At 68.4% G+C, this 13,748-nt stretch carries 13 protein-coding genes; 7 read left to right on the top strand and 6 right to left on the bottom strand.

The genetic code is table 11. The annotated features are described in order from the left end of the window. Nucleotides 1-92: 92 nt before the first annotated feature. The 3 genes from ACIBG5_RS37835 to rsrA all read left to right on the top strand — a co-directional run bounded on the left by ACIBG5_RS37835 (nucleotide 93) and on the right by rsrA (nucleotide 1,770). On the top strand, nucleotides 93-725 hold the full coding sequence (locus ACIBG5_RS37835; protein ID WP_360444507.1) for an alpha/beta family hydrolase: 633 nt from the start codon (nucleotides 93-95) through the stop codon (nucleotides 723-725). Between the two features lie 137 nt (nucleotides 726-862). After that, a complete protein-coding gene (locus ACIBG5_RS37830; RefSeq protein ID WP_131358482.1) occupies nucleotides 863-1,492 on the top strand; it encodes a sigma-70 family RNA polymerase sigma factor in 630 nt (209 codons plus the stop codon). Continuing rightward, a complete protein-coding gene (gene rsrA, locus ACIBG5_RS37825; protein ID WP_131358479.1) occupies nucleotides 1,489-1,770 on the top strand; it encodes a mycothiol system anti-sigma-R factor in 282 nt (93 codons plus the stop codon). The genes ACIBG5_RS37830 and rsrA overlap by 4 nt, the downstream gene beginning before the upstream one ends. A 34-nt stretch (nucleotides 1,771-1,804) precedes the next feature. Here the strand turns inward: rsrA and ACIBG5_RS37820 are convergent, their stop codons facing one another. Both ACIBG5_RS37820 and ACIBG5_RS37815 read right to left on the bottom strand, forming a co-directional pair. After that, nucleotides 1,805-4,288 carry an NB-ARC domain-containing protein gene (locus tag ACIBG5_RS37820; protein WP_396396598.1) on the bottom strand — a complete coding sequence of 828 codons (2,484 nt, stop codon included), beginning with the start codon at nucleotides 4,286-4,288 and terminating at the stop codon, nucleotides 1,805-1,807. A 250-nt stretch (nucleotides 4,289-4,538) separates the two neighbouring features. After that, nucleotides 4,539-4,613 carry a 50S ribosomal protein bL37 gene (locus ACIBG5_RS37815; RefSeq protein WP_369759046.1) on the bottom strand — a complete coding sequence of 25 codons (75 nt, stop codon included), beginning with the start codon at nucleotides 4,611-4,613 and terminating at the stop codon, nucleotides 4,539-4,541. Nucleotides 4,614-4,894: 281 nt separating this feature from the next. On the opposite strand from ACIBG5_RS37815, the gene ACIBG5_RS37810 reads away from it, so the two are divergent. Together ACIBG5_RS37810 and ACIBG5_RS37805 are read left to right on the top strand one after the other, a co-directional pair. Further along, nucleotides 4,895-6,244: an HD-GYP domain-containing protein gene (locus ACIBG5_RS37810; RefSeq protein ID WP_396396596.1), complete on the top strand. Its 1,350-nt coding sequence runs from the start codon at nucleotides 4,895-4,897 to the stop codon at nucleotides 6,242-6,244. After that, nucleotides 6,241-7,524 (top strand): HD-GYP domain-containing protein, encoded by a 1,284-nt coding sequence (locus ACIBG5_RS37805; RefSeq protein WP_396396594.1) that lies wholly within the window; start codon nucleotides 6,241-6,243, stop codon nucleotides 7,522-7,524. The genes ACIBG5_RS37810 and ACIBG5_RS37805 overlap by 4 nt, the downstream gene beginning before the upstream one ends. Here ACIBG5_RS37805 and ACIBG5_RS37800 read toward each other — a convergent pair. The 3 genes from ACIBG5_RS37800 to ACIBG5_RS37790 all read right to left on the bottom strand — a co-directional run bounded on the left by ACIBG5_RS37800 (nucleotide 7,486) and on the right by ACIBG5_RS37790 (nucleotide 10,177). Next, a complete protein-coding gene (locus ACIBG5_RS37800; RefSeq protein WP_396396592.1) occupies nucleotides 7,486-8,118 on the bottom strand; it encodes a DUF5317 domain-containing protein in 633 nt (210 codons plus the stop codon). The two genes, ACIBG5_RS37805 and ACIBG5_RS37800, sit on opposite strands and share 39 nt — an antisense overlap. A 128-nt stretch (nucleotides 8,119-8,246) precedes the next feature. Then, nucleotides 8,247-9,899 (bottom strand): monocarboxylate uptake permease MctP, encoded by a 1,653-nt coding sequence (mctP, locus tag ACIBG5_RS37795; protein ID WP_396396590.1) that lies wholly within the window; start codon nucleotides 9,897-9,899, stop codon nucleotides 8,247-8,249. Further along, a complete protein-coding gene (locus tag ACIBG5_RS37790) occupies nucleotides 9,896-10,177 on the bottom strand; it encodes a DUF3311 domain-containing protein (RefSeq protein ID WP_396396588.1) in 282 nt (93 codons plus the stop codon). The genes mctP and ACIBG5_RS37790 overlap by 4 nt, the downstream gene beginning before the upstream one ends. A gap of 85 nt (nucleotides 10,178-10,262) precedes the next feature. Here ACIBG5_RS37790 and ACIBG5_RS37785 point away from each other — a divergent pair, with 85 nt between their 5' ends. Next, complete coding sequence (locus ACIBG5_RS37785) at nucleotides 10,263-11,237, top strand: endonuclease/exonuclease/phosphatase family protein (protein WP_396396587.1); 975 nt, start codon at nucleotides 10,263-10,265, stop codon at nucleotides 11,235-11,237. On the opposite strand, the gene ACIBG5_RS37780 is transcribed toward ACIBG5_RS37785, so the two are convergent. Continuing rightward, the gene (locus ACIBG5_RS37780; RefSeq protein ID WP_131516197.1) at nucleotides 11,234-12,142 is read right to left on the bottom strand and encodes a DUF2785 domain-containing protein; all 909 of its coding nucleotides are present in this window, start codon (nucleotides 12,140-12,142) and stop codon (nucleotides 11,234-11,236) included. The two genes, ACIBG5_RS37785 and ACIBG5_RS37780, sit on opposite strands and share 4 nt — an antisense overlap. Before the next feature lie 107 nt (nucleotides 12,143-12,249). On the opposite strand from ACIBG5_RS37780, the gene ACIBG5_RS37775 reads away from it, so the two are divergent. Next, nucleotides 12,250-13,728 carry a histidine kinase N-terminal domain-containing protein gene (locus ACIBG5_RS37775; RefSeq protein WP_360444474.1) on the top strand — a complete coding sequence of 493 codons (1,479 nt, stop codon included), beginning with the start codon at nucleotides 12,250-12,252 and terminating at the stop codon, nucleotides 13,726-13,728. Nucleotides 13,729-13,748: the final 20 nt, after the last annotated feature.

Genomic DNA, 13,748 nt, shown 5'->3' with positions numbered 1-13,748 from the left:
ACCATCTTCCCTTCCCGCCCTCGGAGCAGCTGTCTTCTGACCCACCGCCCGAGCAGCGCCGATCCGTCGCCTTCTGATGACAGGATGGGCGCGTGACCGACGAACGGATTGTGGGGACGCCGCACGGTGAGGCCCGGATCGTGGCGCACCGGGCCCGGCGGCCGGTGGCGACGCTGGCCCTAGGTCACGGCGCCGGGGCGGGGATCGAGTCCGGCGACCTGGCCGCACTGGCCGCCCGGCTGCCGAAGCAGGACATCAACGTGTTCCTGATCGAGCAGCCCTGGCGCCGGGCCGGGAAGAAGCTCGCGCCGGCGCCGAAGATCCTGGATGAGGCGTGGATCGCGATCATCGGCCAGCTCCGGGTCCGCACCCCGCTGGTGATCGGTGGCCGCAGCGCCGGGGCCCGGGTGGCCTGCCGGACCGCGAGCAGCCTGGGTGCATCCGGCGTACTGGCGCTGGCGTTTCCGTTGCATCCGCCGGGCAAGCCGGGCAGCTCCCGCGTCGACGAGTTGCAGGGCGCCGGGCTGCCGACGCTGGTCGTGCAGGGGGAGCGGGACCCGTTCGGGTCGCCGGAGGAGTTCCCGCCGCTGACCGAGATGGCCGTCGTACCGGACGCGGAGCACTCGTTCAAGGTGCCGAAGCGGGCAGAGCTGAGTCAGCAGGAGGCGTTCGACCTGCTGGTCGAAGCTGTGTTCGAATGGGTCAGCCGCGAAGTGTCCGGATGATGGTCAGCGGTTGAACGCTCCGCCGCGCCCGCTCAGGCGGGAATGACGCTGCGGCGGGGGGTGTTGTGACGTACATGATGGCGACGAGTGTGGCTCCGGCGCGGGACGCTGGGCAGACCCCGGTATTCTCGATCACGATGCCGACTCCCACCACCACCGAGACACCCGAGCAGCGCACCGCGCGGTTCGAGCGCGAAGCGCTGCCCTTCCTGGACCAGATGTACGCCGCGGCGATGCGGATGACCCGTAATCCGTCCGACGCCGAGGACCTGGTGCAGGACACCTTCGCGAAGGCCTACAGTTCGTTCCACCAGTTCACGCCGGGCACCAACCTGAAGGCGTGGCTGTACCGGATCCTGACGAACACGTTCATCAACGGATACCGCAAGCGGCAGCGTCAGCCCACGCAGTCGCCGACCGAGGAGATCGAGGACTGGCAGCTCACCGCCGCCGAGTCCCACACTCCCGGTGGACTGAAGTCGGCCGAGGCCGTCGCTCTGGAGCATCTGCCCGACTCGGACGTCAAGGAAGCGCTGCAGTCCATCCCGGAGGACTTCCGCCTGGCCGTGTACCTGGCCGATGTCGAGGGCTTTGCCTACAAGGAGATCGCCGACATCATGGGTACGCCGGTCGGGACCGTGATGTCCCGGCTGCACCGTGGCCGGCGCCAGTTGCGTGAGCTGCTGGGCGACTACGCTCGGGATCGTGGCCTGATCCCCACGTCGGACGACAGCGCCGACGCGACCGCGGAGAAGGAGGAGTCGTGAGCTGCGGCGAGCACCACGACGTCGACTGCAGCGAGATCCTGCAGCGGGTGTACGTGTTCATCGACAACGAGCTCGAGGACGCCAGCACCGACGAGATCCGGCAGCACCTCGAAGAGTGCGCCCCGTGCCTGGACGAATACGACCTGGAACGCTGCGTGAAGAAACTCGTGCACCGTTCCTGCGGCTCCGACCACGCCCCGGATGCCCTTCGCCAGAAAATCCTTCTCCGGCTGACCCAAATCCAGGTGGAAACCACCATCATCACCACCACCGACTGAATCGCTGTTCGCCCGGTTTCCGCGGGGCCGGCGATCAGATCGAGTGATTTGTGAGTGCGTAGGTGTAGGGCTCGTCGCGCGCCAAGTGAGCCAGCAGCTCCTCGGCCTGCGTTTCGTGAATAGGCGAAAGCCCCGCGAGTGCGCCGGCCGCAGCGGTGGCATTTGCCGTCGCGGCGGAACGGTCACCGGTCGCGGCATTGATTTTGGCCAGTTCCAGAAGAATGCGGCCCTCCCGCAGCCGGTTCTCGGTCCGCCGGGAGAACCGCAGAGCCTCGTGGGCATGGTACTCACCCGTGTCGAACCGCCCTTGACCGGCGAAGGCCAGGGCGAGCGTGTGATGGCTCTCGTTGAGACCCACGTCGTCGTGGGCTTGTTCGGCCAGCAGAACGGCGCGCTGCACGGCGTCGACCGCGTCGCCGTACCGGCCGACCAGCACATGGGAGAACCCCGCGTTGACGTAGCGCTTGAACACCGAGCGCTGGTCGCCGTACTTCTGTGCCAGGGCGACGCCCTGCGCGAACGCCTGGTCGGCCCGTTCGTAGTCGCCGAGGCGGTCGTAGAGTCCGCCGACCGCGGTGTACGCGACGCCTTCCAGCGTGACGTCGCCGATTTCCTGGCTGAGCCGCAGCGACTGATTGCCGAATTCCAGCGCCTCGTCGATGCGACCCAGATGGCCGAGCACATACGTCAGCGAGGAACAGCACCGCGCCTGCCCGAGAATGTCGGCCTCCTGCCGGAACATCTCCAGTGCTGTGAACAGATGCGGAACGGCGGCTTCCAGGGCGCCGTTCTCGACCTCGGGGATCGCCCTGTCGTGCTGCAGCCAGGCGGCCGTCAGCGGCAGCTTCAGCTGCTCGGCGAGCTCGACCACGCCCCGGCCGAGCTCGCGCATCTCCACCCAGCGCCGGCGCGGCTCGAGGTAGCCGAACATCGCGAGCGCGAGCTCGGGGAACACGGCGGTCCCGGCGATCGACATACCGGCCGCCTGAGCGACTCTGTCCAGCAGGTTGCGCTGCTCGTCGTCGAACCACCGAAGCGCCGAGCCCATGTCCGTGAACGCCGGACGTGGCTCGGCCTGGACCACGGCCAGCGACAACCTGGGACTCTTCGGATGCGTCAGCCGCTGGCAGGCCCAAGCCGCCGCGATGTAGAAGCGAAGAACGCGGTCCAGACCGGCGTCGCGGTCGGCCGGGGTGAGGGATTCGTCGGCCAGTTCGCGGGCGTAGGCCCGGATGAGGTCGTGCAGGCGGTAGCGGTCGGGGGCCACGGACTCGAGCAGGTTGAGGTCGACGAGGCGTTCCAGGATCGCGTCGGCCCGGCGGAGCGGGACGCCGAGCAGGTGGGCGGCGACGATGGTGAGGAGATCCGACCCGTCCGGAACGCTGAGCAGGGGAAGGGCCTGCGCGGCCTCGCGGTCGAGCGCCCGGTCGCTGGTGCTGAGGAACTCCACCGAGCTGGCGATGCTCGCGCGTACGCCGGTCTCGTCGGAACCGAGGTTGTCGAGCCGGCGCTCGGCATCCCGGAGAAGGTCGACGAGATGCTGGATCGGCCAGCTCGGCCGTGCCGCGAGCCGACCGCCGATCAGCCGGACGGCCAGTGGCAAACGGCCGCTGAACGACGCGAGCCGCTCGACCGCGTCCGGTTCGGCCGCGACCCGCGACTGGCCGATGACCCCGGACAGCAGCTCGATCGACTCGGTCTCCGACAACGCATCGAGCCGGATCTGCCGCGCCCCGGGCAATGCGGCCATCGATCCGCGGCTGGTGATGATCGCCGCCGATCCCGGGCTCGCCGGCAGCAACGGCGTGACATGACGTACGTCGGTCGCGTTGTCGATCAGCACGAGCACGCGGCGACCCGCCAACTGCGAGCGCAACAGCGCGGCCGCTTCGTCCATGTCGTCAGGGATCAGCTGAAGGTCGAGACCGATGGACCGCAGCAACTGGCGAAGCGCATCCTCGGTCGTCATCGGCCGGCCCGGGCCGTATCCGCGGAGGTTGAGGTAGAGATGACCATCGGGATAGCTGCTGGTCAACTTGTGCGCTGCCTGAACCGCGAGGGCGGTCTTGCCGATACCACCCATGCCGGTCACCGCGACCAGCCCGACCGCGCCGGTGCGGATCCTGGCGGGATCCCGCAAAGCGGCCTGGACTGCTTCGATCTGAGCAGCACGACCGGTGAAGTCCGGCACGGCCGGAGGTAGTTGCCATGGCACCGGTAACTGGTCGGTCACACGCGGTGCCGGCGATGCCGGCGCCGCGGTCGGCACCCGCACCGTACGGCTCTTGCCGCGGGCAACGGCCAGGAACTCCTCGGCTTCGCCGGCGGTCAGGTCCAGGGCCACGGTCAGTGCCTGGACGGTTCCGATCCGGGGTCGCTGCCGGGTGCCGCGCTCGAGCACGCTGATCGCCTGCTCGCTCAACCCGGCCTTGGTGGCGAGAGCGGCCTGGGTCAGCCCGGCCCTGGTCCGGAATCCGCGGAGCAGATCGCTCAGGCTCCCGGCGGTCAGCCCACCCACCTCCTCACTCGTCCCTCACTCGTCGCAGCCCACCCGGCACCGTCGGTGCCGAACATCCGGAGCTAACTCTAGGAGGAACCGCCGACCCGAAGTGATCGCAAACCCAACAGTCGTTTGACGGTAGCATTCAGTATGCGACCGGGGACGCTCCGAATACAGACCTCGGTTAAAGCTGGTCTGATCCGAGCTGTGACCAAATTGCAAAGACCCCGGTTTTGGCCGGGGTCCTCGCTGTCTGTAGCCGCCTGAGTCAGGCGTTGGGGCGCTTGCCGTGGTTCGCGCCCTTCTTCTTGCGTGCACGGCGCTTGCGTCCGGTCTTGCCCATTCCTAAGCCTCCTTGAAACAACTGCAAAGAGTCACAGTCTCTCATACCACGCTGCGGTCGGTGGCACAGTGCGGCGAGTCATGCACTGCCTTACAGTGTTTCGGCGCACGTCGGTTGAGCAAGAATTAAAGGAAGAGTCAGCGATGCGCTGTCTAGCCCCCCTGAAGCCCCGCAACAGCCGGGATTCAAGACTACGCCGCTGGTCGGAGGTGACTATCATGGCGACCGACAGCTGGGACTGGTGAACTATGTCGTAGTGGAAGGCTAGAGGTGGCGCCCCAGTGAGAGCTTCACTGCTACGAGCAGCGGTGGCCGTGGTTGCCGTGTCCGCTCTGGCGGTGCTCGTCGTGTCTCTTACTCAGATCACCTTCAGTCTCACCACTCTGGCACTTGCACTCCTCATGCTCCTTGGCGGGGCCTTGCGGTTCAAGGTCCTGCCCAACCATCCGGCTGCCCTCGATTCCGTGGCGTTGGTAGCCGTCTTCGTGATCGCTGGACCATGGACCGCGGTCGCCGTGTCTGTGTTCGGGTACGTCGCACAGCTCCGGCAGCCGTCGCCTTTGGTCAAGCGCATCTTCAATCCGTCGTACCGCGTTCTCGCGGCCGCCGGGGGTGGTGCCGCCTATGCCCTGCTAGGTGGCCCTGTCGGCTCCGAGGCCCTCGACCACATCCCGACGACCGTCGTCGCGGCGATGGCCGGCACGATCGGCCATCAGTTGGCCAACGCACTGCTGCTCAGCCTGATCCTCTGGCTCGAGGGGCAGGTGCGGGTGGTCGACTTCCTCAAGTCGGTGATCGGGCCGACGTTCCTGCCGATGCTCGGGTACAGCGCTCTCGGCGTCCTGCTGGCGGTGACCTGGATCGGTGGTCTCGGCATCGCCTCGTGCCTGCTGGTCGTCGGGCCATTACTCGTTGTCCGCTGGGCGCTGTCGCAGTACCAGGCCGAACGTGCTGCCCAGGCGGCGACGATGCGAGCGTTCATCCAGGTCATCGAGACCAAGGACCTGTACACCCGCGGACACTCCGAGCGGGTCAGCGCCGGGGTCGGCATGCTCGGGCGCCAGCTGGGGCTGCCCGACGACCGCCAGAACGCGCTCGAGCACGCCGGACTGCTGCACGACGTCGGCAAGGTCGGCGTACCGACCAGCATCATCCGCAAACCGGGCAAGCTGGACGACGCGGAGATGGACGCGATCCGGCTGCACCCGGCCCGCGGGGTCGAGCTGATCGGCAACATCCCGTTCCTCGAAGAGGTCAAGTCGGCCGTCCTGCACCATCACGAGAAGTACGACGGGACCGGTTATCCGGCCGGCCTCAGCGGCACGCACATCCCGTTCTTCGCACGGATCATAGGCATCGTCGACGCGTTCGACTGCCTCACCTCGACCAGGTCCTACCGGCCCGCCCGCAGCGTCGACGAGACGCTGGCGATCCTCGTCCAGGACAAGACCACCCACTTCGACCCCGAGTTGGTCGACGCGTTCGTCCAGGTGATCCAGACCCAGGGCTGGAGCGCCGCGGCCGCGGACCAGCCGGCTCCGGACCAGAGCGTGCAGGTCAGCATCGACCACGACGATCTGAGTCTCGGCACCGGTGGCGGTGCGTCGGGCTCGGCGGCTGGACCGGCATGACCCAGGCCAAGGAGTTCGACGCTTTCGAAGCACGGCGCCTGGGCAGCGGCGTGGTGCTGTCCGTCGCAGGTGGTGCGGTGGGCCTGGTCGCGTTGATCATCACGGCCAGGCAGGGCGTGACCGGCTGGCCGTTCGTCATCGTCTTCGGTCTGCTGATCGCGGTCGGCGAGATGGTGCAGTTCCGCGTGGACCCCAGCCGGAACCGGGCACCGATCGCCACCAGCGCCTCGCTGGCCTACGTGATGCTCCGCGGACCGGCCGTCGAGGTCCCGCCAGAGGTTGCACAGATCGTCGCCGTCGCAGGCCTCGCGACGCTGGCCGGGATCTTCCCGCGGGCGATCGCCGGCCTGCCGTGGGATCTGGTCGTCTCCAGCCGCCGAGTCCTCTCGGTCGCGTTCGCCGCGGTCACCTTCGAGCTCGTCACGCCGGACAGCCTGTACTGGAACGGGTCGTGGACCCACGCCGTACTGCTGACCGGTGCCATGTTGCTGGCGGTGCTTTCGGCCGGTCTCACCGATGCTCTGGTCGGAGCCGGGCAGGACACCGAGCGGTACAACCGGCCGTTCCCCGCGGCGCTTCGCGACGAGCTCGCGGTGATGGGACGGATCGGTCTGGCGATGGGGATCAGCGGCATGCTGCTCGCCGCGGGTACGTCGTTGATCGGTCTGTGGGCGGTGCCGCTGGTCGTGGTGCCGTTGCTGCTGACCCAGTTCGCGTTCCGGCGGTTCGCGTCGGCGCAGCGGACGTACCGGACCACGGTGCGGTCGATGGCCCGCAGTACTGAGATCGCAGGGTTCAGCAGTCCGGGGCAGAACGCGCGGACCGCGACCCTGGCAGTGGCCATCGGCAACGACCTGGGTCTGACCCCGGCGCGGATGGAGGCCTTGGAGTACGCCGCTCTGTTGTCGGGCGTAGGGCAGTTGGCGCTGGCAGACCCCAGCCCGGGCGGCGCGAGCCTGCTGCGGACGCGGGAGGAGCGCCAGCGGGCGGCAGAGATCGGAGCCTCGGTGATCGAGCGGTCAGGGGTACTGGACCACGTCGCCGAGATCGTCCGGCACTCGAACGACCCGTACCGGCACGGTCGCGCGAGCAATGCCGACATCCCGTTGGAGAGCGGCATCGTGAATGTTTCCCTGGCCTACGAACAACTGGTGGGCGAGGGCAATGGACAGTCGCCGGCCAAGGCGATGGAGTCGATCGGGCTCGGGATCGGGGCGGAGTACGACCCGGTCGTGGTCGAGTCACTCAGGCGCGTCATCGGCCGGGGCTTCCGCTTCTAGGCGCGTCCGCAGCACCTGAAGAGCCGGATGGACGGGAGACGGCTCGAGGTCGTCCCACATCGGTGCACCGTCCGCGGGAATCCGGCCGGATCCGCCCATTCCGGCGTACAGGAGCAAGCCGGCACCGGCTGCGATCAGCACGTCTCCGGCGCTGACAGCCTGTCCCAGGCCCGGAAGTGCCACGGGTACGACGTCGCCCAGCCAAGGCAACCTGGTCGCCGCATCGGACAGTTCGTGGCGTGCATCGATCACCACGGAGGTGCCGATCCCCGCCCGGGCCAAGGCAGCCGGCGACACCGGCATCGCGCCGTTCAGGGCGACGACCACCGCGTTCGCGAAGAAACCCAACGCCAGCAGGCCGACGCCGGGATGCTTCAGGTTGAGCCGCAGGAACACGGCGATGCACACCGCGGACCCGATCAGCCCGACCGGGTACGCCGTACCTGCGAAGAGCGAACCGAGGAGCTGGCCGATCGCGGCCGCGGCCAGCCAGTGCACGCCGGCCAGGGAGTTGTGCGCCAGTCGTCCGAACCGTCCGCCGGTCGCGAGCGCCGCGAGAGCACCGAGCACCATGACGAGGAGGACCAGCAACACCCTCGCGATTCTGCCGTCCCGGCGGCCCGAATCCGGGCAAGCTGACCTCGCAGCGTGTCGACATGGCGGCATATGGTGACGGCGGCCTCATCGGCCGGAGCCGATGAGACCGCCGTCGAGGGTCCGCGCTAGGACTTGGCCGGCGACGCGCCGCCCTCGTCCAGGAGCTCGGGCAGGTCCTTCACGCCCGGGTCGCCGCGGTCCGCGACGTAGTCCGTCGGGTGCGTGGTGTCCTTGCCCTCCGGCACCTTGAGCGCCCGCAGGACGAGCGTCAGGACGACCACGATGACCAGGTTGAGCACGAACGCGGTCAGCGCGATGTAGGCCTGCTTGTCGGTGAACGGGATGTTGGCCAGCGAACCACCGAAGTGCTTCTTGGTCGCCGGGTTCACCACGTTGTAGGCCTCGAGGGTGCCGAACACCATCGCGACCGCCCAGCCGGTGAGCAGCGCCCAGCGGTGGAACCACTTGGTGAACAGGCCGATCACGATCGCCGGGAACGTCTGCAGGATCCAGATACCGCCGAGGAGCTGCAGGTTCAGCGCGATCGTCTTGTCCATCCCGAGGACGAACACCAGCGCACCCAGCTTCACCAGCAGCGACGCCAGCTTGGAGACCTTGGCCTCCTGGGCCGGAGTGGCGGCCGGCTTGATGAAGTCGCGGTAGATGTTGCGGGTGAACAGGTTCGCGGCCGCGATCGACATGATCGCCGCCGGCACCAGTGCCCCGACCGCGATCGCCGCGAACGCGATGCCGGCGAACCAGGACGGGAACTCCTGGTCGAACAGCCGCGGGATCGCCAGCTGCGGGTTGGCCAGGCCGTCCAGACCCTTGACGTCGACGTTCGCCTTGATCGCCATGAAGCCGAGCAGGGCGAGCAGACCGAGCAGCAGCGAGTACGCCGGCAGGATCGCCGCGTTCCGCCGGACGATGTTGCGGTTCTTCGTCGACAGCACCGCGGTCACCGAGTGCGGGTACATGAACAGCGCCATCGCCGAACCCAGCGCGAGCGTCCAGTACGCCGAGAACCCGGCCTCACCCGGGATGAACGCACCGACCGGCTTGCCCGTCGCCGGGCTGGTCGCGGTCAGCTTGTCCTCGGCGGCACCGAAGATCGAGTGCCAGCCGCCGAGCTCGTGCGGCAGGTAGATGATCGCGACGCCGATCACCAGGTAGATCAGGCCGTCCTTGACGAACGCGATCATCGCCGGCGCCCGCAGACCGGACGAGTAGGTGTACGCCGCCAGCACCGCGAACGCGATCAGCAGCGGCAGGTCCTTGGCCAGCGTGTTGTCGCCGCCGAGGCCCATCGTCTCGAACACGGCCTGCATACCGACCAGCTGCAAGGCGATGTACGGCATGGTCGCCAGGATGCCGGTGACCGCCACCGCCAGCGACAGCGCCTTGCTGCCGTACCGGCCGCCGACGAAGTCGGCCGGTGTCACGTAGCCGTTGCGATGCGACACCGACCACAGCCGGGACATGAAGATGAAGATGATCGGGTAGACCACGATCGTGTACGGCACCGCGAAGAAGCCGCTGATCGCACCGGTCGCGAACATCGCAGCCGGGACGGCGACGAACGTGTACGCGGTGTAGAGGTCGCCGCCGAGGAGGAACCAGGTGATGAACGTGCCGAAGCCACGGCCGCCCAGTCCCCATTCGTCGAGGTTGTCCATGTGACCGGCACTGCGCCAGCGGGCTGCCATGAAGCCCATCACGGTGACGGCGCCGAAGATCACGATGACGATGATCAACTGCACCCAGTCGACGTTGTTCACCGGTCCGCCTCCTCGTCCGCATCGTGCTGGTCCGGGTTCTTGAGCCCTTGGGCGGCCCGCCGCCGGCGTTCCTCCCGACTCACCAGCTGGTAGCAGATGCTGACCAGGATCGCCGAGATGAAGACCCACATCAGCTGGTACCAGTAGAAGAACGGGAAGCCCCACAGCCGGGGCTCATCCTTGGCGTAGGTGGAGACCAGGAGCGGTACGACGACCGCGACCGCCAGCAGAACGCCGGAGATCCAGTACGCGGGTCTGACCGCGGACAATCTGGACACAGCAAACCTCCTCGGGACACACGGCAGGCGCAACGGAGCACGCTACCGCTCGTCTGCACCACCGACTAGAGTTTCAGCGTGGTCCATGGATAACGAAAAGGCATGGTTGGTACGGCGGGTCGTGCTGTCCGTGCTCTTTCTCGTGGTGGTTGCCGTTCCGCTGTATCCGGAACTGTTCGGCCTCGATGAGGTCACGCCGTTCGCCCAGCTGGTCGCGTTCCGTCCCCAGGGGCTCGTCGTGGTCCTGCTGCTCGGTCTGCTGATGCTGGTACGGCGAGGATGGCGCATAGCCGCCGTACTCGTGGTGGCGCTGGCGTTGACCGGCGGGGCGCTGACGGTGCCGCGCCGGCTGTCCGCTGCGGATCCGCCGGCGGCGGACACGCGGGAGCTCACCATCATGGTCGCGAACGTGCTCGGTGGGGGCGCCAACGCGGGGGAGGTGGCCGAGCTGATCCGGCAGCGCCGGCCCGACCTGGTGTCGTTGCCCGAGGCACAGGTCGACGTACGCGAGGAGATCCGCGCGCAGCTGCAAGACCTGCAGTACAAGGGATACACCCAGCAGCCGTCGAAGGCGGTGGAGAGCGCCACCAGCGTTCTGGTCTCCGCGAACCTCGGCGCGGTGCGGTTCGCGACGGAACTCGGTACGGCGTTCGGGCACGTGATCGTGACCGGCGGGAACCTGGGCGACGTCAGGCTGATCGCGTACCACGGCTTCCCGCCGCTGCCGGACTCGATGCCGACCTGGAAACAGGACCTGCTCGTACTGCGGCGTTGGTGCACACAGGATCCGCCGACCGTCGTGGCCGGCGACTTCAACGCGACTCTCGACCACGCCGACTTCCGGCACGCCCTGGGCACGAACTGCCGGAGCGTCGGGCCGTCGGTGGGCAGCGGCCTGCAGGGCACCTGGCCGGCGGACCAACCGGCCGTGGCCCGGACGCAGATCGACCACGTCGTGGTGACCCGGTCGATCCAGCCCGGCCGCTTCGCGACGTACGCGATCGCGGGGACCGACCATCGCGCGGTGGTCGCGACGGTCGCCGTACCCAAGCCGGGCTAGGAACGCGGGTTGGCCGCCGGGCGGTAGATGTAGGGCTGGGAGGACTGGACCGCTTCGGTCAGCATCAGCAGCATGTCCGCACGGGCCTCGATCGGGCGGCCGAACAACTCGTCGTCGCCGGGGATCGGGAAGCCCTTCACACCGATCGCGAGCTGGCTCAGCAGCACGTGCAGGACGCCGCGGGCGTTGAAGACCGGGGGAGTCGGCCACTCCGGCAGGGTCTCGTGCATCAGCGGCTGCTGCGCCGCCGTCGCCGCGACCGGCTTCAGCCAGCGCTCGAGCTCGTCGCTGGTCAGCATGTTCCGGTGCAAGATCGTCATCACCGCGTGCGCGACCCGGTCGTGCTCCTCATGGACCCAGCGGTACTGCGTGTCCTTGACGATCCGGTCCGCGAGTACGTCGAGCAGCGCGCGCAGTACGCCGGCGTCGCAGTGCCGGGACCGCGCCAGCGCGCCGATCGCATCCGCGCCGTGGGCAACGGCATGCGCCCAGCCGCAGTCCGGGACGTACCCGCGCAGGTCGCGCTCCCGCAACAGCCAGGTGGCCAGCCGGTCGCCCCAGCGCATCACCACCTCGTCGTGCACCAGGAACTCGGCGTTGTCGCGGTGGATCACCTCCGCCAGCGTCAGCGCGGTGAACGAGCGGCGGAAGACGGTGTCGGTGCCGTCCTCCCCGAGCCCGTAGGCGAGTCCGGCGCACAGGCCGTCACCGAAGCCCGGCAGCAGGTCGTCGTACACCCCGCGCTCGAGCCAGGTCGCGAGCGTCGGATACGCGAGGGCGTCACGGACCTGCGGGTTGGTACTGGCGAGGCCGCGGACGAGCTCCTCGGTGAGGTCGGTCAGCGCACGGTCGCCCGGTACCGCGTAGTCCGCGGCCATCACGTCCTGCCAGTACGTCGACTCCACCGGAGCATCCTTTCATCTGTGGTGCCTGATCAATCAACACCCATCTCCACCTACTTGTCGAGCGCACCACCTGAGGAGCTGGTATAGGCCATCGGTAGCATCGGGGCGTGCCGTCTCTGAGCGATGTGGCGCGGAACCACACGACCCTGGACCAGGCCGACCTGGACCGCCTGCAACTGCTCGTCTCGGACTGGCAGATGCTGGCCGACCTCTCGTTCGCCGACCTGGTGCTCTGGCTGCCCGACACCGAGGGCCTCGGCTTCTGGGCCGGGGCGCAGATGCGGCCCACCACCGGGCCGACGGCGTACATGGACGACATCGTCGGCAGCTTCATCCCGCGCGGCCGCCGGCACCTGCTCGACCAGGCGTACGACGGCGGCCGGATCTGCCGCGAGGGCGACCCGGAGTGGCGCGACGACGTCCCGGTCCGGGTCGAGACGATCCCGGTCCGCCGGGGTACGAAGGTGATCGCGGTGATCGCCCGGAACACCAACCTGCTCGGCGTCCGCACCCCGTCCCGGCTCGAGATCGCCTACCTGCAGAGCGCCACCGACCTGGCCCGGATGATCAACGACGGCATCTTCCCGTACGGCGGGGAGCGGCTGCTGTCCACCACGCCACGGGTCGGGGACGGCTGCATCCGGGTCGATCGGCACGGAATGGTGACGTTCGCCAGCCCCAACGCGTTGTCGGCGTACCGCCGGATGGGACTCGTGACGGATCTGGTCGGGAGCCGGCTGAAGGAGGTCACCGGCGAACTGCTGCACAGCGGGCACAAGGTCGACGACGTGCTCGCGTCGGTGCTGACCGGTCGGGCGGCCAAGGAGATCGAGATCGAGAACTCCGACGCCACGCTGTTCCTCCGGGCGATCCCGCTGCGGGCCGACGGGCAGCACGTGGGCGCGCTGATCCTGCTCCGCGACGTGACGGAGCTGCGCAGCCGGGAGCGGGAGCTGGTCACCAAGGAGGCGACCATCCGGGAGATTCATCATCGCGTCAAGAACAACTTGCAGACCGTCGCCGCGTTACTCCGGATGCAGGGCCGGCGGATCAGCGTGCCGGAAGGCCAGGCCGCGCTGGCCGAGGCGGTCCGGCGGGTCGGGTCGATCGCCATCGTGCACGAGACGCTCTCGGAGTCGTTCGACGAGCACGTGGACTTCGACGACGTGGCCGACCGGGTCGCCGCGATGGTGGCCGATGTGTCGACCGTCGAGACGACCGTGGAGACGCGGCGATCGGGGAACTTCGGGGTACTGGACTCCGAGATCGCGACCCCACTGGCGATGGTGCTGACGGAACTGATGCAGAACTCGGTCGAGCACGCGTTCGGTACGCGGGACGGCGGCGAGGCCAGCGGGACGGTCGAGCTGGGCGCCGAGCGATCCGTCGGCCGGCTGCACGTGACCGTGGTGGACGACGGACAAGGCTTGCCGGCGAACTTCGACTCGGAGCTGTCCGGCAACCTCGGGCTGTCGATCGTCCGCACCCTCGTCATCGGCGAGCTGAACGGAACCCTCGAGTTCGGCCCGCGCCACGACGGCAAGCCCGGAACCCAGGTCACCCTGGACATCCCGGTCAAGGAGTAGCTGGGGACATCGAAAGGCCC

Origin of the sequence: Kribbella sp. NPDC050241, assembly GCF_044459685.1 — a bacterium.
Lineage (GTDB): Bacteria > Actinomycetota > Actinomycetes > Propionibacteriales > Kribbellaceae > Kribbella.
This window is presented reverse-complemented; position numbering and strand designations above follow the sequence as displayed.